Origin of the sequence: Paracoccus jiaweipingae, assembly GCF_044335505.1 — a bacterium.
Taxonomy (GTDB): Bacteria; Pseudomonadota; Alphaproteobacteria; order Rhodobacterales; family Rhodobacteraceae; genus Paracoccus.
In genome coordinates this window covers 198,368-215,661 of sequence record NZ_JBISBS010000003.1, presented here as the reverse complement: position 1 = coordinate 215,661, position 17,294 = coordinate 198,368, and the positions used below count along the sequence as shown (strand labels likewise).

The window sequence follows — 17,294 nt, the reverse complement described above, 5'->3', positions numbered from 1 at the left end:
GGGCGATATGGCCGACACGATGCAGTTCGACCTCGTCTCGCCGGAGCGGAGCCTTGTCTCCGTCCCGGTGCGCGAGGTGCGCCTGCCGGGCACGGAAGGCGATCTGACCGCCATGCCCGGCCATGCCGCCGAGATCGTCAATCTGCGGCCGGGTCTGGTCGTGGTGGTCGACGCGCAGGGTCAATCGACCGAATTCGCAATCTCGGGCGGCTTCGCCGAGATCAACGCGGAATCGGTCAGCCTGCTGGCCGAGCGCGGCCATCCCCGCGCGGAAATGACCCAGGACGTCTTTAACGATATGATGACCGAGGCCCATCGCCAGAAGAAGGTCGCGCAGGACAAGACCGGTGCCGAAGGCGCGGTCGAAGCCGCCGTCAAGCTGCTGGCCGATATGGAAGCCCTTGGCACCCATATCGGGCTGGACCCCAATCAGGCCTCGGTGCCCGATTGATCGACGGAAAAACCTGACAGAAGCCCCGGCAGTTTTCCGGGGCTTCTTTTTATTTTATGCCTGTTTTTGCAGCACTTGACGGATTCAGGTGGATTGCCGCATAGTCACGGTCTGATTTCCGGTTTGTGGCTAGTTTCTGACATCCCCCATGCTTCGCTTTTCGCATCGCGCTGTCGGTATCCAGAACGGGCGCGAGACCCTGTTTTCCGATTTCGAGACCGATGGCCCGATGTGGGCAGGCAGCGGGCCAAGACTGGTCCGCAGGACTGTGGTTTTTCCTACAGCGTTTTTGTCGCCACCCATTGTGCATGTCGGGGTGTCGATGTGGGACAGCGCGGGCGATTGCAACCAGCGCGGCGATCTGTCGGTTGAACAGGTCACCGCGCAGGGGTTTGACCTGCTGTTCAGCACCTGGGGCGACAGTCGCGTCGCCCGCATCCGTGTGGACTGGCTGGCCATTGGCGAAACCATCCACGACGGCGACTGGGATCTTTAGGACCGGTCCAGATTGACCGCAATCAGGCCCGCGACCTCGGCAGGGTGGGTGATTGGCACCATGTGGCCGGCATCCGGCACCGTGGCGCGCCCCACATCGGGCAGGCGTTCGGCCAGCGCGTCAATAATGCGTCCGACCGTGGGCGGGCTGTCAGCCCCGGCGATCATCATCACCGGCATGTCCACGGCCTCCAGCCGGCCCGGCCCCAGCAGATTGGCGCTGTCATAGCCCATGACATCACGGGTCAGCGAAACCAGCGGCATCTGCGCAATGGCACGGGTGCGCATGACCGGCGGCAGGTGGTCCAGCGGGATCTGGCCCCAGATTTCCAGAAACATCCGGGCGGCGCCTTCATTGTCGCCACGATCCAGCGCCGCGTGCAGGCGATCGGACAGGGCCTCGTCCTCGGGCGAGGGGGCGGCGGCGAAAAAGGTCGGCTCGATCAGGGTCAGGCTGCGCACCGCCTCGGGGGCGGCCACGGCAATGCGCAGGGCCACGGTGGCGCCGAAACTGTGGCCGATCAGGTCCAGTGGACGGTCAATCAGCGCCGCGGTCAGGCGGGTGGCGGCGGTGTGGTAGTCCGGCCCGTCCGGCGCGGGCTGCCAGTCGGGGCTGCGGCCATGGCCGGGAAAGTCAAAGGCCGACAGGCTGACCCGCCCCCCCAGATGATCCGCGATCGGCCCCCAATAGCTGGCGGTGCCCATCATGCAATGCAGCGCAAGGGCAGGGCGGTCGGGGTCGCCCGGCCAGTGGCGTATGTTCAGATCGGTGCTCATGCTGCGGTCCTACAGGCTGGCCAGATGGGCGTCCAGAAAGGACAGCCGGTCCTGTCCCCAGAATTTTTCGCCGCTGTCGCGCACAATATAAAACGGCACCCCGAACACCCCGGCCTCGACCGCCTGTTCCAGATTGCGGCCATAGGTTTCGGCACCGATGAACAGCCCGCTATCGGCCAGTTTCGGGTCGAACCCGGTGGCGGACAGAATATCGCGGATCACCTCATCATCGGAAATATCGCGATCCTCGGCCCAGACCGCGCGCAAAAACCCCTGCACCAGCGCGCCCACATCCCCCCCGCCCGAGGCCTGCGCCGCGATGATCGCATAGGATGATGGCGCCATATTCACCGGCGCAAAGGCCGGGCGCAGGTTCAGGGCCATATCCAGATGCGCCGACCAGCGCGCCAGTTCCTGCAACCGGTAATCCTGTCGCGCGGGGTGGCGCTGTGCGGGCCGCACACCGCCGGTGCGGTCGAACAATTGCAGCGCATCCAGCGGCTTGTAAGTGATGCTGGCGCCATGCCGGGCGGCGATCTCCTCAAGACGCGCCCCGGCCAGATAGGCCCATGGGCTGATTGTGCCAAGATAATAGTCGATATGCGCCATGACCGGTCCCCAAAGATTTGCGGGCAGGCTAACGCGGTGATAATGCCTGTGCAATCGCCCGAATCCGACGCAAGGACCACCCCATGCCCGCCATGACCGAACCCAAGCTGATTGCCGGCAATGCCAATCTGCCGCTGGCCAATTCCATCGCCCGACGCATGTCGATGCATCGCGGCATGAATGTCGCGCTGGTCGATGCGCGGGTCGAACGGTTCAACGATCAGGAAATCTTTGTCGAGGTTTACGAAAACGTCCGCGGCGAGGATATGTATATCGTCCAGTCGACCTCGAACCCGGCCAATGACAACCTGATGGAGCTGCTGATCATGACCGACGCGCTGCGCCGGTCCTCGGCGGCGCGGATCACGGCGGTTATTCCTTATTTCGGCTATGCCCGTCAGGACCGCCGCGCCAAGGCCCGCACCCCCATCAGCGCCAAGCTGGTCGCCAACCTGCTGACCGAGGCGGGCGTCGACCGCGTGCTGACACTTGATCTGCACGCCACACAGATTCAGGGCTTTTTCGATATTCCGGTTGATAACCTTTATGCCGCGCCGGTGTTTTCGCTGGATATCCAGCATCACTTCAAGGGCCGGCTGGACGATGTGATGGTGGTCTCGCCCGATGTTGGCGGGGTGGCCCGCGCGCGTGAAATCGCCAAGCGGATCGGCGCGCCGATGGCCATCGTCGACAAGCGCCGCGAAAAGGCCGGCGAGATCGCGGAAATGACGGTGATCGGTGATGTATCGGGCAAGACCTGCATCATCGTGGACGACATTTGCGACACGGCCGGCACGCTGTGCAAGGCGGCGCAGTTGCTGTCCGATCACGGCGCGACCGAGGTTCACGCCTATATCACCCATGGCGTGCTGTCGGGTCCGGCGGTGGAACGTATCACCAATTCGGTGATGAAAACGCTGGTCATCACCGATTCCATCGACCAGCCCGACGCGGTACGCAATGCGCCCAATATCCGTATCGTGCCGACCGCGCCGATGTTTGCGCAGGCAATCCTGAATATCTGGAACGGCACCTCGGTCAGCAGCCTGTTCGAGGTCGAGACCCTGCAACCAATCTATGAGGGCATGTATTCCGGCATGTGACCTGCCGCGCCCGTGCCAGTCATCGGCAAAGGGGGCCGCAAGCCCCCTTTTTTGCGGTGTTACTCTGGCTCGGCCAGACGCGTGATCCACATTTTCTGGAATGCCGGCCGGGCCTGACAATCCTGCAACCAGCTGCGAGTGGCGGGAAAACCTGTCATCAGCGGCGCATAGCCTTGGGCATAGCGGATCACCTCGGCCAGGTTGATATCGGCCACGGTGAACCGCCCGCCGACCGGATGGCCATGCTGTGCCAGATGGTCTTCGATCACCTGCATGGGCCGGACCAGACGTTCGGCGGCATTGGCGACCAGCGCCTGATCCTCGCCTTTCTGAGCCTGACCGCGTTCATGCAAGAACAGGATGGTCAGGGCGTCCGGCTCGACCGAGGTCGCGGCATAAAATGACCACTGATCCATCAGCGCGGCCTCGGCTGCATCTTGCGGTCCGAAAGGCGCGCCGTGCTTGCGCGCCAGATACAGCGTGCAGGCCATGGATTCCGACAGCACCAGACCGTCATCTTCGATCACCGGGATGGCGCCGGCGGGAGACAGCGCCAGAAACCGCACTGAGCGGGTGTTCAGCGGTGCATCCGCGGCCAGCGGGTCGGCCAGCCGATAGGCCTGAATGACCGGGATCTGCTGAAACGGCAGCCCGATTTCGTGACACAACCAGACCAGACGCGAGGCGCGCGACCGTGTGACACCGTGGATCTTCAGCATCGCTTTTCCTTCCTGACAGCGGTTGCGGCCAGTTTAATCGCGGCGACGGTTCAGGAAAACAGCGATAATTTGATCCGCCTCAATGCGCAAATGACACAATTGTGTCATACTGACGCAGTGATCTGAAAAAACAAGGAAATGCGCATGGACGATATCGCCAAACAGACCGATCTGCCGGCTGCGGCAAAGAAACCGGCGGATGCCTCTGCGCCTGCGGCCAAGGCCGGTGCCGCAAACCCCGCCACTGACAAGACCGACGCCAGGACCGACGGCGCGACCCCGCCCGAGGTTTCGGGCCTGAAACATTTCCCCAACCCGACCGCCGATCAGGTGCGTCAGGCATTTGAAAGCGGCAAATACCCCTATCCGCGCAAAATGGCCCGCCGCGGATACGAGCTTGAGAAAGCCCGCCTGCAAGCCGAATTGCTGAAGGTTCAGTTATGGGCGCAGGAGACCGGCCAGAAATTCGTCATCCTGTTCGAGGGTCGCGACGCCGCCGGCAAGGGCGGGACGATCAAACGCTATACCGAACATTTGAATCCGCGTTTCGCCCGCGTCGTCGCGCTGAACAAACCCAGCGAAGAGGAACGCGGCCAATGGTATTTCCAGCGCTATATCGAGCATCTGCCAACCAATGGCGAAATGACCTTTTTCGACCGCAGCTGGTATAACCGCGCCGGCGTGGAACGGGTGATGGGCTTTTGCACCCCCACCGAATATCTGGAATTCATGCGTCAGGCGCCGCAGGTTGAACAGATGCTGGTGCGGTCTGGCATCCGGCTTTACAAATACTGGTTCTCGGTCACCCGCGAGGAACAGCGCCGCCGCTTCGAGGCGCGCAAGACCGACCCGCTGAAACGCTGGAAACTGTCACCGATCGACCTGGCCAGCCTTGATAAATGGGACGACTATACCGAGGCGAAAGAGGCGATGTTCTTTTACACCGACACCGCCGATGCGCCCTGGACCATCGTCAAGTCGAATGACAAGAAACGCGCGCGGCTGAACTGTATGCGCCATTTCCTGAATTCGCTGGACTATCCCGACAAAGACCCGGAAATCGCCTGTCCGCCCGATCCGCTGATCGTCGGTCACGCCGGCCATGTCATTCACCGCTCGGAACATATCCTTGGGGCTTCAATGCACCCGGATATGCGCAAATCGGGGAAATAAGCCCGGTTTCCCCTCGCCCCTGTCGGAAATACCTCGGGGGTGAGGGTCGCCAGACCCGAGGGGGCGGCGCCCCCTTGCGCCGCACCCGCAAGCGCGGCGCATGTGAATTTACAGCCCGCTTACAGCCCGGCTTCGGTCAGAATACGGGCGGCTTCGTGACGGCAATCGGTCAGGGCGCTGCGGTCCTCGCCGGGGAAAAACCGCCCGCGCGTTGCGGTCGGCATGGCGGCGGGTTCCGCGATAATGACCTGCGGTCCCAGCTTGGCGCCCTCGGCCTGCCAGCTGCGCGCCAGCGCCATCTGCCCGGCCTTGGTCGCGCCATAGCTGGCGAAGAATTTCTGCCCGGCGCGCGGGTCGTCAAAAAACATCGCCCGGCCCGATTTGGCCCGCAACAGCGGGTCCAGCAGCATGATCAGCCCTCGCGTTGCCTCAAGATTGGTGCTGACCGATTTTTCCCAGTCCTTGCCATCGACATGCCCGACCGGGGTCAGCGGCGCGGCGTGGATGGCGGTGTGAACCCACAGGTCCAGCCCGCCCCAGCGTTCGGCCACCGATTTGGCCATCTGCACCATCGCTTCGGGATTGGTGACATCCATCGGCGCCAGCGTGGCACTGCCACCGGCCTGCCGGATGCGGTCGTCCAGTTCCTCCAGCGCGCCCGAGGTGCGGGCGACGGCCAGAATGTGAAACCCCCGCGCCGCCAGCGCCTCGGCCATGGCCGCCCCCAAGCCGCGCGAAGCGCCGGTGACCAGTGCCAGTTTCTGTTCGCTCATGATCCAGTCCTTCTGTCTTGGCGAGCGCCCGCATCCGGGGCAGTGATGGAAAAAGGGGCGCGAAGACGCGCCCCCCTTGTCCCTGACATAACGCCTTTCTCAGCGCTTTTCGACGTCCAGATAGTCGCGGCGCCTGGACCCGATATACAGCTGGCGCGGACGGCCAATCTTGTTTTGCGGATCGCCAAGCATTTCTTTCCACTGCGAAATCCAGCCGACGGTGCGCGACAGCGCAAAGATCGGGGTGAACATGCTGGTCGGAAAGCCCATCGCTTCCAGAATGATGCCGGAATAGAAATCGACGTTGGGATACAGCTTTTTCTCGACGAAATAGGGATCTTCCAGCGCGATTTTTTCCAGTTCCTTGGCGACTTGCAGCGTGGGGTTGTTATGCACGCCCAACAGCTCCAGCACCTCGTCGGCGGATTCCTTCATCACCTTGGCGCGCGGGTCGAAATTCTTGTAAACGCGGTGGCCAAAGCCCATCAGGCGGAACGGGTCGTTCTTGTCCTTGGCGCGGGCGATGAATTCGGGGATGCGGTCGACCGACCCGATCTCGCGCAGCATTTCCAGGCAGGCCTGGTTGGCGCCGCCATGGGCAGGCCCCCACAGACAGGCGATGCCCGCGGCGATACAGGCGAACGGGTTGGCCCCGGACGAGCCGGCCAGACGCACAGTGCTGGTCGAGGCGTTCTGTTCGTGATCGGCGTGCAGGGTAAAGATGCGGTCCATCGCGCGGGCCAGCGCCGGATCGACGTGATATGGCTCGGCCGGGACGCTGAAGCACATATGCAGGAAGTTCGAGGCGTAATCCAGATCGTTGCGCGGATAGACGAAGGGCTGGCCGACCGAATATTTATACGCCATCGCCGCAATCGTCGGCAGCTTGGCGATCAGCCGGATCGAGGCGACCTCGCGCTGGACCGGGTCCGAGATATCGACCGAATCGTGATAAAAGGCCGACATCGCCCCGACCACACCGACCATGGTCGCCATCGGGTGCGCATCGCGCCGGAACCCGCTGAAAAATTTGTGCATCTGTTCATGCACCATGGTGTGCCGGGTCACGCGGGTTTCGAAATCTTCCATCTGCGCGGCGGTCGGCAGTTCACCGTAAAGCAGCAGATAGCAGACTTCGAGGTAATGCGATTTCTCGGCCAGTTGCTCGATCGGATAGCCGCGATACCACAGCTCGCCCTTGTCACCGTCGATGAAGGTGATCTTCGATTCGCAGGACGCGGTCGAGGTAAAGCCGGGGTCGAAGGTAAACACATCCGCCTGCGCATACAGTTTGCGAATGTCGACAACATCCGGCCCCGCCGTGGGGGACAGCACCGGCATGTCATAGTCTTTGCCGTCGATGGAAAGTTTTGCGGTCTTGTCGGCCATGAAATGTCCTTCTCACCTGTTGCCCGGTCTGCCGGGGGATTGGGGTCGCGGGGTCAGCCCGCCTGATCGCGCAGCCGCGCAAGGGTTTCCTCGCGGCCAAGCGCCGTCATCATGTCGAACACACTGGGGGTCGAGCTTCGGCCCGCAAGCGCGGCGCGCAGCGGTGCTGCGATCTTGCCAAGTCCCAGACCATGCGCCCCGGCCACGTCTTGCGCAGCCGCCTCCAGCTCTTGTCGCGTCCAGTTAGCACCAACCAGCTTTTCCGTCAATTCATTCAGTATACCACGGGATACAGTATCCAGCGATTTGCCTGCTTTTTCATCAATCTGAACCGGCCGGTCGATCAGCGCGAAATGCGCCTGTTCCAGCAGCGCGGGCAGGGTGCGGGCCTTTTCCTTCAGCACCGCCAGCGCCGGGGCCAGCCGCGCGGTCTGGGTCGGGGTCAGCGCGGGCTGGCCGGTCTCGGCGCGGAAGGCCGCCAGTTCCGCCAACAGCGCGTCATCAGCCATGGCCCCGATATGGTGGCTGCTGACATGTTCCAGCTTTTTGAAATCCAGCCGCGCCGGGGCCTTGCCGATCCCCTCCAGCCCGAACCACGCCTGCGCCTGTGCGTCGTCAAACAGCTCGTCATCGCCATGGCTCCAGCCCAGGCGGGCCAGATAATTGCGCATTGCGCTGGCCGGGTATCCCATCGCGGCATAATCATGCAGCCCGACCGCGCCATGGCGCTTGGACAGTTTCTTGCCATCCTCGCCATGGATCAGCGGAATATGGGCGTAAACCGGCACCGGCCAGCCCATCGCGTGCAGGATCTGCACCTGCCGCGCGGCATTGTTCAGGTGGTCATCGCCGCGAATGACATGGGTGACGCCCATATCGTGATCATCGACCACCACCGCCAGCATATAGGTCGGCGTGCCGTCGCTGCGCAGCAGCACCATATCGTCCAGCTGATCGTTGCGAAACCGCACATTCCCCTGCACGGCATCCGCGATCACCGTCTCGCCATCGCGGGGGGCTTTCAGGCGAATGACGAAGGGCGCATCAGGCAGGCTGGCCGGATCGGCGTCGCGCCAGGGCGAGGCAAACAGCGTGCTGCGTCCCTCGGCACGGGCGGCTTCCCGGAAGGTCTCGATCTCCTCAGGGGTGGAAAAGCACTTATAGGCGCTGCCATCGGCCAGCATCTGGCGGGCCACCTCGGCGTGGCGGTCGCGGCGGGCGAACTGGCTGACCGGTTCGCCATCCCAGTCCAGACCCAGCCATTCCAGCCCTTTCAGAATCGCCTCGGTGGCCTCGGGGGTGGACCGGGCGCGGTCGGTATCCTCGATCCGCAGCAGGAATTTCCCGCCGCGACCGCGCGCGAACAGCCAGTTGAACAGCGCCGTGCGCGCGCCGCCGATATGCAGATAACCGGTGGGCGAGGGCGCGAACCGCGTCACGACCCCGTCCGGGCGGGGCGTGTCGGAACGGGTGGGGCGGTCAGGGTCAGACATCGGCGGGTCCTGTGCAGAAAGATCGGTTTTTCGCGGCGCGCCGGGCTGGCGTTAACCTTTTGGAAAGACTCTGCCGCTATGGTCAGGCAGGCATACGCAAGCAAGGGCGCAAGGACAAGCGGTGGCAATCGCACGGATGATGGGCATGGGCCGGCAGGCATCGGCACGACAGGCTGGTGTGGCGCGGCGGCGCGGGTTTGCACGCCCGGCCTTTCAGGCCGGTTTGCTGTTATGGCTGCCGGTGCTGATGGGGCTGGGGATCGGGCTGTGGCTGGCGCTGCCTTACGAACCGGGGCTGCGCGATGGGCTGTGGCTGGCCCTGCCGGGGCTGGCGGCGGGGCTATTATGGCTGCGGCTGCCTGCGCGGTGGCAGCGCTTTTCCGACCTGATGCTGGCCTTTGCGCTGGCGGTGGCGATGAGCGGCGCGGGCTTTGCGCTGGCGGGCTGGCGCGCGGCGCGGGTGGCGGCACCGGTTCTGGAATGGCGCTATTACGGCCCGGTCGAGGGGCGGGTGGCCGGGATTGACCGCGCCGCAAGCGACAAGATCCGGCTGGTGCTGGATCAGGTGGTTCTGCGCGATCTGGACCCCAAGCGCAGCCCGCATCTGGTCCGGGTCAGCCTGCCGCATGGGGTGCAGGCATTGCCCCCGCCCGGTCAGCGGGTGATGCTGACCGCAAATCTGGGGCCGCCACCCGGCCCCTCGGAACCCGGCGGCTTCGATTTTCGGCGCTATGCGTGGTTTCAGGGGCTGGGGGCCATTGGCTATACCCGCGGGCCGGTGCTGACCGTCGCCCCGGCGCCGGACTGGTCGGCGGCGGTGCTGGATCGCTGGCGCATGGCGGCGGCGGCCCATATCCGCGACAGCATTGGCGGGCAAAGCGGCGCGGTGGTGGCGGCGCTGTTCACCGGCGATCGCAGCGGCATTGTTGAGGTGACCAACCAGATCATGCGCGCCGCGAACCTGTATCATATCGTGTCGATTTCCGGGCTGCATATGGCGATGGTGGCGGGGTTTACCTATCAGGGACTGCGCTGGGTTCTGGTCGCGGCCGGGCTGGCGCTGCGCCGGGGCGGGTATGTGCCGCCACGCCGTCTGGCGGCCCATCATGGCGCGGCCATCGGCGCGCTGATCGCGGCGGCGGGCTATCTGTGGCTGTCGGGTGGCGGGGTGGCGACGGATCGCGCGTTTGTCATGGTGGCGGTGATGCTTGGCGCCATTATCGCCGGCCGGCGGGCGATTTCGCTGCGCAGCGTGGCCCTGGCGGCGGTGCTGATTCTGGCATTTGCGCCCGAAACGCTGGTCTCGGCCGGCTTTCAGATGAGCTTTGCCGCAACCATCGCGCTGATCACCGTGGCGCGGGTCTGGCCGGCGCTGCGCCATCGCCTGCCGGCACTGCTGCGCCCGCTGGCGATACTGGTGCTGACCTCGCTGGTGGCGGGGCTGGCGACCGCGCCCTTTGCCGCCGCCCATTTTGGCCGGGTGCCGCATTACGGGTTGCTGGCCAACCTGCTGGCGGTGCCGGTCATGGGCAGCGTTGTCATGCCCGCCGGGGTCATCGCGGCCCTGCTGGCGCCGCTGGGGCTGGCGGCACCGGCGCTGTGGGTGGCGGGGCTGGGGACGCGCTGGATGCTGGCGGTGGCCGGTTTCGTTGCCGGTCTGGATGGTGCCACCAGCATGGTGCGCACGCCGCCTGCCTGGGTGGTGCCAGTGCTGGCGCTGGGGGTGCTGGTGCCGCTGCTGCTGACCATGGGGCGGGCAAATGGCCCGCTGCGCCGCGCGGCATTCGCCGGGGCTGCGCTGGCGGTGACCTGTGCGCTGTTGGGTTGGGCCGGACATGACCGCCCCCATGTGCTGATTTCAGGCACCGGCGATGCGGTGGCCATGCTTGGCGCTGACGGTTTGCGGGTGCCCTCCAAATCAAAGGGCGGGGGCTATGCCGTGGCCCGCTGGCTTGAGGGGGATGGCGACGCGGCAGATCAGGCGCAGGCGGCGGCGCGACCGGGCTGGCACGGGCCGCGCCATCAGCGCACAGCGCATCTGGGACCGGATCTGCGGCTGATCCATCTGACCGGTGTCCGCGGCAAGGCATTGGCCGTCGAATTGTGTCAGCCCGGTGTGGTGCTGGTCTCGGACAAGGTGCTGCCGCTGACGGCGCCGCCTTGTCATCTGCTGGATGCGCGGGCCTTGCGGGCGACGGGGGCGGTGGCTTTGCGCGCCGATCCCGACCGTCCCGGACAGATGCTGATCAGCACCGCCCGCGACCGCAGCGGTCAGCGCCGCTGGACCCTGCGCGGCGGGGGGTAAGGCGCGGCCAGAACCCGCGCTGTAGGCTGGCACACGGGGGCAGGCCAAGGGGCAGGTCGGGGATCAGACCGGCAGATTGGCTGCGATCAGCCGGCAGGCATGGTCATAAAGTGCCAGATCCTGGGAATTGGCGCTGATCAGTTGCTGGCGCAGCGCCGGGTCCAGCTGGTCCAGCAGACGCCCGACGCGTTCATCGACCGGCAGGTCCGCATCCTGGGTGACATTCTTGCGCAGATCGTCGGGCAGGCGCAGCGTCAGGCCTAACGGTGCCAGAAGATCGCTGAAGCGCCGGACGTCATCCTCGAACTGTTCGGTCCGGCCCAACAGTTCCACATTGCTGAGGTTGCGCCGCGCCATGTCGAGGTCATATTCCATCCCCTCGGGGCTGCGCTGGCGCAGCGGGCGGCGGCCATAGGGCTGGGACAGCAACCGGGTTTGCGCGTTCGAAATATGCACGATTTCGCGCGGCGAGGCAAAGCAATGCGCGATCCATTCCGCGAAATCCATCCGCCGCGCCGCATCCGAGGTGCTGGTGCCATCATCGCTTTGCCGCTTGAACCGATAGATCGAGCCGATGCGCAGCAGCGGGTTGCGCAGAAACACCGCCGCCAGGGGCCGATAGGTCAGCGATGTCGGTTGCGGCAGCGCGATCTGGTGCGAGCTGAAGGCCAGTGTCCGGGGCTGGCGCTGGATGATCGTGTCCAGTTCGTCCTGCCCGATGGTAAAAAACGGGAACGGCCCGTCAAACAGTTGATGCCGGTCCCCGAAGCTGTGGGCCAGAACGTGATCGAATGACGTCCCCGAATTCTTGTAGATATGATAATGAACGATGACGTGGCGGGTCTTGGTCATAGCGCAGGGCCTCGCTGGCTTGGGTCATTGACCGGGCGTCAGGCCGGTCACTTGTCGGGCAGGCTGGCTTGCGGGCGGCGGTCGCGATAGCGATGCGGCACCCACGCCCCCCAGCGGCTTTCGAAAATAGCCTTGTTGCGGTCGAACAGGGCCTGTTTTTCCGCCGAGGGCAGGGCGTTGAAGGTCGCGGACAGGTGGTGATGGACAAAGGCGTCTTCGGCCAGCGCGATCTCGAACCCGGCGGCGCGGAAACTGGCGCAGTGGTCGTCATCCTCGAACATGCCGCGGCCATAGTCGACCGGCAGATCGCCGATACGGTCCAGATCGGCCTTGCGGAACAGGGCGCAGAAATAGGCCGCGACCGGCATCGGCGTCCACTGGCCGCGATGGCCGGTGGCCAGCGCCCGCGCGGTGTGGATCATCTGATCCATATCGGCATAGGCGACCTCGATCCGGGCCTCGTTGCCGATATTATTGGTCATCGGCCCGACAATCCCCAGTTCGGGGTTGCGTTGCAGATGCCGCACCATCGCCAACAGCGCATCGGGGGCGACGAAAGTGTCATTGTTCAGCAACAGCACATAATCGCCCCGCGCCGCCTTGATGCCGACATTGTTTCCGCGCGCAAACCCCAGATTGTCGTCATTACGGATCACCCGCAACCGGCTGTCGCGGGCGGCCAGATCCTGCATTTGCGCGATGGCTTCGTCGCTTGAACCGTTATCCGAGACGATGACCTCGAGGTTGGGATAGATGCTTCCCCTTCCCAGCAGCGAATGCAGCGTTGCCATGGTCAGATCGGCCGCGCCATAGGCCAGCACGACCACCGACAACAGCGGTTCGCGGCACAGTTCGGTCAGCATATCCGCCGCGCGGAAGGACCAGGCATTGTCCAGCGCATATTGGCGCAGCGCCGCGCCATGGCCGGGGTCGCGGGCCTTTTGCGCGGCGGCGCGAATGCCGGCGCCAAAGCCCGCCGCATCATCCGCGCGTGTCACCAGATCGCCGGCACGGTCCAGTTCCGGCATCGGGGTGGCCACGGTCGGGCGCATCACGGCGGCATATTCATAGAACTTGACCGGATCGCAGGCCTTGATGATCGGCACCAGCTGGAAGGGGATGATCAGCACATCCATCGCCCGCAGGAAGGCCGGCACATCGCCATAGGGAATTTCCCCATGCAGGGTAATATTGTCGACCCGGTCCAGCCGCATCGGGGCCTCGGCGGTGACGGCCCCGCACAGGTGAATGTCGAAATCGGGGTTATCGCGGGCGACCTGTTCGACCATATCGGTGTCGAACCATTCGGCAATCGCCCCGACATAGCCGACGCGGATCTTGTCCCCGGCCAGTTTGCCGGTCAGGAAGGCGGGCAGGGTGCCGTCATCCTCGGACAGGAAATGGCTGACATCGGTGCCATTGCGCACCATGACCACGTCGCGGATTTGGCCGTATTTGTCCTGAAGATATTGCGAACTGACGAACATCTTGTCCGCCCTGGCGATCAGTTCGGCCTCGGCCTCGAGGATATGCGGCTCGGTGTTCGAGAACCCGGCGATATCGTCCATACAGTCAAAGGCGATCTGAAAGCGCGGGGCCAGATGGCGGGTGAATTGCCACCAATAGGGGTGTTCGACGACGATCTGCGCGGTCGGGCTGATGCCGATACTGTCGGCCAGATCGTGGAATCCGTCGACCCAGATCCGCGCCTGCCGCGCGGTCGCCACGCCGTTGTAATTGGCAATGTCACGCAGCCCGCGCCCCGACAGGCGCAGCACATAAACGCCCGGCGCGACCTCGCGTGCGGTGCCGGGACCGGGGTCGCGCTCCATCTCGATGTAAAAGACGCGATGACCGGCGCGGGCCATTTCGGTGGCCAGATGCTGGGGCCGCTGGGTGCGGAAATCCCAGTTGATGATCGACATCACGAAAATATCGGGCTTGTCGCCCTGTCGCGGGGCAATGGCGGCAAAGCTGGTCTGCGGCGCGCTGGAAACGGCGGGCGGCGTAAAGCTGAGCCGGGCCGGGATGCTGCCCGGCGCGGGCAGGTGCCGCCTGAGGCGGTCGACCAGCGGGGCAGGCATGACGCGGCGCAATTGCCGCCCGCCAAAGCCGTAAAGGCGGCGATAAAGAGGTTTCAGAATGGTCATTCGTTCAATCCGCAGCCTGTCGGCCAGAAAATCGTTTTGCTGTTCAAGCTGCGCCAGATGTTCACCCATCTGGTCAAGCTGTGCCTGCCGCTGGTCCAGAATCTGGACCGCGGTTTCGAATTCGGCCAGAAAATCGTCGGCCTTGGCGGTCATCTCGTCCCGCTGCGCCTCGGTCGCGGTCAGTTGCTGCGCCAGTGCGCTGTGCTGTGCCTGCGTGTCGGTCAGGGTTTGTTGCAGCCGACTGTTCTGGTCGTTCAGATCATCGGCCACGGTTTGCAGGGCATCGCGCGCGCTGATGGCCGTATCCCGCTGCGCCTCGGCCCCGGACAGATGCTGGATCAGATCGGCATTTTGCCCACGCAGATCATCAGCCATGCTTTGCAGGGCATCGCGCTGTGCCTCGGTTGCGGCGATCTGGTTTTGCAGGTGGCGGGCGTCATCGTCGCGGCTGGCGACGACCTCGGCCAGACGGTTGGTTTCGCGCCGCAGCTCGGCCTGCTGGCGGGCGAAACCGGCGCGGGCATCGGCCAGGGCCAGTTTGCGGCTGGCCTCGGCGCCGATGGCGGCCTCGGCGCGCTGGCGGAACTGGTCCTGCCAGTCGGCCAGTTGCGCGGGCGGCGGCAGGCTGTCACCAGCCCGCTGCAACGCGCGATACACCGTCATCGCCAGTTCCCCCAGCGGTCCTGCGGGTGCCGGGCCATCGGCATCGCCCTGCGCATGGACCGCGTCGGTGTCAAAGCGCGCCGCGACCTGCTGGCTGGCATCGGCGGGCAGGGGCAGCCCGGTCAGCGCCGCGATCTGTTCCAGCATCTGCGCGGGCTGGCGCATCCAGTCGGGGAATGGCACCAGCAGCCGGTCCATCGCCTGCGTTGCCTGAAGGCTGGCCAGCATATGCGACAGCCACAGGCCCATGGCGTAATCGGGCAGGAAATCGTCGCGGGTCGCCAGCGACCGGGCCACCGCGCGCGGGTCGCGCAGCGCGATCAGCGCGGTCAGGCGGTCGCCACGTTCGTCGAACCACGGCTGCCAGACCGGCAGGGTCAGCGACAGGCGCGGGTCCTTCATCACGATGCGGTCGGCATCGCCGTAAGATTCGCGCAGCGCCTGCGCCATCCGGGTCTTGGTCGTGCCATCAGGCGCCAGCCGTGGCATCGGCGTCAGCCGGTCCCAGCCGCTGCCAAGCCCGGACAGGATCAGGTCATTGACCGCCACCAGTGCCTGCGGCTCGAAATGCCCATGAATATTGTCGCGGGCGGGCCCGCCGCGGTCGCGCGGCAGGGCAAACCCCAGCGCCCCGGCGCAATCGGCCAGAAACGAGGTTCCGCTGCGATGCATTCCCAGAATCAGCAGGATCTGGCGGGCAGTCGAGTGCTGGCGGCTCAAGTGGTGTATCCCCTTGATAAAAAATTTTTAAAAACCGGCGCGCGGCGGCAGGGCCGCCGGTCCGGCATTACGGCTAAGGCGACGACCGGCCGGGGTCAATGCGACCGGCCGGTCGTCAGCGGTGTCATGCCACCTCTGCAAAGACCTTGTTGAGGGCGGTTTCCAGCTTGTCGAACATTTCGTCCATCTGCGCCTCGGTCAGGGTGAAGGGCGGGCACAGCACCACCGACTGCCCCAGCGGGCGGCAGATCAGCCCCAGATCGGTGCAGGTATTGGCGATGCGTTCGCTGACCGACAGGCTGCTGTCGAAGGGGGTTTTGCTGGCCGGGTCAAGGCAGGCCTCAAGCGCCCACATATAGCCGATGCCGCGCAATTCCCCGATATGGTTGCTGCGTTCCATGATGGCGCGCAGGCCGGCCTCCATCCGGGGGGCAAGGCGGCGGACATTATCGGCCAGCCCCTCGTTCATCACCACGTCGATGGCCTTCAGCGCGATGGCGCAGCCGACCGGATGCCCCGAGGCGGTAAAGCCGTGGGGGAATTCCTCGATCACCTCGACCGCGCGGTCCATGCGGTCGGACAGATCCGGCCCCAGCAGCACCGCACCCATCGGGAAATACCCCGCCGTCAGCGCCTTGGAACTGATGATCGCATCGGGCGTAAAGCCATAGGTTTCACAGCCCCAGGTGTTGCCGGTGCGCCCAAAGCCGCAGATCACCTCGTCCGAGACCAGCGGGATACCGTGTTTTTTCAGGATCGGCTGAATGGCCTGAAAATACCCTTTGGACGGGGGAATCACCCCGCCCGCGCCCATGACCGGTTCGGCCACGAAAGCGGCGATGGTGTCGGCGCCTTCGCGGGTGATCGTGTCCTCAAGCTCTTGGGCCAGACGCTGGGTGAACTGTTCCTCGGTCTCGCCGTCCTGACCAAAGCGCCAGTAATGCGGGCAGGTCAGGTGGATAAAGCCCGGCAGGGGCAGGCCGAAAACCTCGTTATAGGGTTTGCCGGTCATGCTGGCCGAAACCGCGGTGACACCGTGATAGGCATTGACGCGGGTCAGGATCTTGCGGCGCTGGGGCTGACCCTCGGACCGGGCCAGAAACCACAGCATCTTGACCAGCGTGTCATTCGCCTCGGACCCGGAATTGGTGTAAAATACCTTGCCGCGATCCCAGGGACTGACCTCGATCAGCTTTTCCGACAGCAGCACCGTCTGGTCGGACATGCGCCCGAAAAACGCGTGATAGCCGGGGAATTTGTCATATTGCGCCTTGGCGGCATCTGCCAGACCCTTGTGGTCGAACCCGGCGACCATGTTCCACAGCCCGGAATTGGCATCCAGATACCGTTTGCCGTCGGTATCGACGATATAGGGGCCGTCGCCATGGGTGATGACCACCGTGCCGCGCTGATGCACGCTTGGCAGGTCGGTAAACCCATACATGGAATATTCTTCGGCGCGCTGGGACCAGCTTTCGTTTTTCATCGCATGACCTCCTGTCAGGGTGCGGTTATGCGGGCAGGCTAGACGCCCCTGACGCCGTGTTCAACGGGGAAGCGCAGCGTCACGGGGGGTGGACCGGACCAAAATTTTTTCGATTGGTGATCGTTTTAATTTTGAA

Annotated in this window: 14 protein-coding genes; 5 read left to right on the top strand and 9 right to left on the bottom strand. The window is 64.6% G+C overall.

Going from position 1 to position 17,294, the window contains the following annotated elements; all coding sequences use genetic code 11:
- Positions 1-7: 7 nt before the first annotated feature.
- Entirely contained in the window at positions 8-451 is a 444-nt protein-coding gene (locus tag ACFXP9_RS07255; RefSeq protein ID WP_397207020.1) for a F0F1 ATP synthase subunit epsilon, read from the top strand.
- Positions 452-599: 148 nt separating this feature from the next.
- A complete protein-coding gene (locus ACFXP9_RS07250) occupies positions 600-947 on the top strand; it encodes an H-type lectin domain-containing protein (protein ID WP_397207022.1) in 348 nt (115 codons plus the stop codon).
- On the opposite strand, the gene ACFXP9_RS07245 is transcribed toward ACFXP9_RS07250, so the two are convergent.
- The gene (locus tag ACFXP9_RS07245; protein WP_397207024.1) at positions 944-1,723 is read right to left on the bottom strand and encodes an alpha/beta fold hydrolase; all 780 of its coding nucleotides are present in this window, start codon (positions 1,721-1,723) and stop codon (positions 944-946) included. The two genes, ACFXP9_RS07250 and ACFXP9_RS07245, sit on opposite strands and share 4 nt — an antisense overlap.
- A gap of 9 nt (positions 1,724-1,732) precedes the next feature.
- Complete coding sequence (locus ACFXP9_RS07240; RefSeq protein WP_397207026.1) at positions 1,733-2,332, bottom strand: 2-hydroxychromene-2-carboxylate isomerase; 600 nt, start codon at positions 2,330-2,332, stop codon at positions 1,733-1,735.
- Positions 2,333-2,415: 83 nt separating this feature from the next.
- On the opposite strand from ACFXP9_RS07240, the gene ACFXP9_RS07235 reads away from it, so the two are divergent.
- Positions 2,416-3,435 carry a ribose-phosphate pyrophosphokinase gene (locus ACFXP9_RS07235; RefSeq protein WP_397207028.1) on the top strand — a complete coding sequence of 340 codons (1,020 nt, stop codon included), beginning with the start codon at positions 2,416-2,418 and terminating at the stop codon, positions 3,433-3,435.
- Positions 3,436-3,494: 59 nt separating this feature from the next.
- Here the strand turns inward: ACFXP9_RS07235 and ACFXP9_RS07230 are convergent, their stop codons facing one another.
- The gene (locus ACFXP9_RS07230) at positions 3,495-4,154 is read right to left on the bottom strand and encodes a glutathione S-transferase family protein (RefSeq protein WP_397207030.1); all 660 of its coding nucleotides are present in this window, start codon (positions 4,152-4,154) and stop codon (positions 3,495-3,497) included.
- Positions 4,155-4,298: 144 nt separating this feature from the next.
- On the opposite strand from ACFXP9_RS07230, the gene ppk2 reads away from it, so the two are divergent.
- Positions 4,299-5,327 carry a polyphosphate kinase 2 gene (gene ppk2 / locus ACFXP9_RS07225; RefSeq protein WP_397207032.1) on the top strand — a complete coding sequence of 343 codons (1,029 nt, stop codon included), beginning with the start codon at positions 4,299-4,301 and terminating at the stop codon, positions 5,325-5,327.
- 119 nt (positions 5,328-5,446) lie between these two features.
- On the opposite strand, the gene ACFXP9_RS07220 is transcribed toward ppk2, so the two are convergent.
- The 3 genes from ACFXP9_RS07220 to gltX all read right to left on the bottom strand — a co-directional run bounded on the left by ACFXP9_RS07220 (position 5,447) and on the right by gltX (position 8,982).
- Positions 5,447-6,100, bottom strand: a complete 654-nt coding sequence (locus ACFXP9_RS07220; protein WP_397207034.1) for an SDR family NAD(P)-dependent oxidoreductase — start codon at positions 6,098-6,100, stop codon at positions 5,447-5,449.
- A gap of 99 nt (positions 6,101-6,199) precedes the next feature.
- On the bottom strand, positions 6,200-7,489 hold the full coding sequence (gene gltA / locus ACFXP9_RS07215; protein WP_397207036.1) for a citrate synthase: 1,290 nt from the start codon (positions 7,487-7,489) through the stop codon (positions 6,200-6,202).
- 53 nt (positions 7,490-7,542) lie between these two features.
- Positions 7,543-8,982, bottom strand: a complete 1,440-nt coding sequence (gltX, locus tag ACFXP9_RS07210; protein WP_397210122.1) for a glutamate--tRNA ligase — start codon at positions 8,980-8,982, stop codon at positions 7,543-7,545.
- Between the two features lie 121 nt (positions 8,983-9,103).
- Between gltX and ACFXP9_RS07205 the strand changes: the two genes are divergently transcribed.
- Entirely contained in the window at positions 9,104-11,287 is a 2,184-nt protein-coding gene (locus ACFXP9_RS07205) for a ComEC/Rec2 family competence protein (protein WP_397210119.1), read from the top strand.
- A 63-nt stretch (positions 11,288-11,350) separates the two neighbouring features.
- Here ACFXP9_RS07205 and ACFXP9_RS07200 read toward each other — a convergent pair whose 3' ends face one another.
- From ACFXP9_RS07200 to ACFXP9_RS07190, 3 genes are all read right to left on the bottom strand, one after another.
- Positions 11,351-12,139, bottom strand: coding sequence for a sulfotransferase family 2 domain-containing protein (locus ACFXP9_RS07200; RefSeq protein WP_397207042.1), 789 nt, complete (start codon positions 12,137-12,139; stop codon positions 11,351-11,353).
- Positions 12,140-12,186: 47 nt separating this feature from the next.
- Positions 12,187-15,672, bottom strand: coding sequence for a glycosyltransferase (locus ACFXP9_RS07195; protein WP_397207044.1), 3,486 nt, complete (start codon positions 15,670-15,672; stop codon positions 12,187-12,189).
- A 124-nt stretch (positions 15,673-15,796) separates the two neighbouring features.
- A complete protein-coding gene (locus ACFXP9_RS07190) occupies positions 15,797-17,158 on the bottom strand; it encodes an aminotransferase (protein WP_397207046.1) in 1,362 nt (453 codons plus the stop codon).
- Positions 17,159-17,294 lie beyond the last annotated feature (136 nt).

Coding starts and splice junctions, on each gene's coding strand:
- ACFXP9_RS07255 (WP_397207020.1), top strand. CDS start 8: ATGGCCGACACGATGCAGTTCGACCTCGTCTCGCCGGAGCGGAGCCTT.
- ACFXP9_RS07250 (WP_397207022.1), top strand. CDS start 600: ATGCTTCGCTTTTCGCATCGCGCTGTCGGTATCCAGAACGGGCGCGAG.
- ACFXP9_RS07245 (WP_397207024.1), bottom strand. CDS start 1,723: ATGAGCACCGATCTGAACATACGCCACTGGCCGGGCGACCCCGACCGC.
- ACFXP9_RS07240 (WP_397207026.1), bottom strand. CDS start 2,332: ATGGCGCATATCGACTATTATCTTGGCACAATCAGCCCATGGGCCTAT.
- ACFXP9_RS07235 (WP_397207028.1), top strand. CDS start 2,416: ATGCCCGCCATGACCGAACCCAAGCTGATTGCCGGCAATGCCAATCTG.
- ACFXP9_RS07230 (WP_397207030.1), bottom strand. CDS start 4,154: ATGCTGAAGATCCACGGTGTCACACGGTCGCGCGCCTCGCGTCTGGTC.
- ppk2 (WP_397207032.1), top strand. CDS start 4,299: ATGGACGATATCGCCAAACAGACCGATCTGCCGGCTGCGGCAAAGAAA.
- ACFXP9_RS07220 (WP_397207034.1), bottom strand. CDS start 6,100: ATGAGCGAACAGAAACTGGCACTGGTCACCGGCGCTTCGCGCGGCTTG.
- gltA (WP_397207036.1), bottom strand. CDS start 7,489: ATGGCCGACAAGACCGCAAAACTTTCCATCGACGGCAAAGACTATGAC.
- gltX (WP_397210122.1), bottom strand. CDS start 8,982: ATGTCTGACCCTGACCGCCCCACCCGTTCCGACACGCCCCGCCCGGAC.
- ACFXP9_RS07200 (WP_397207042.1), bottom strand. CDS start 12,139: ATGACCAAGACCCGCCACGTCATCGTTCATTATCATATCTACAAGAAT.
- ACFXP9_RS07190 (WP_397207046.1), bottom strand. CDS start 17,158: ATGAAAAACGAAAGCTGGTCCCAGCGCGCCGAAGAATATTCCATGTAT.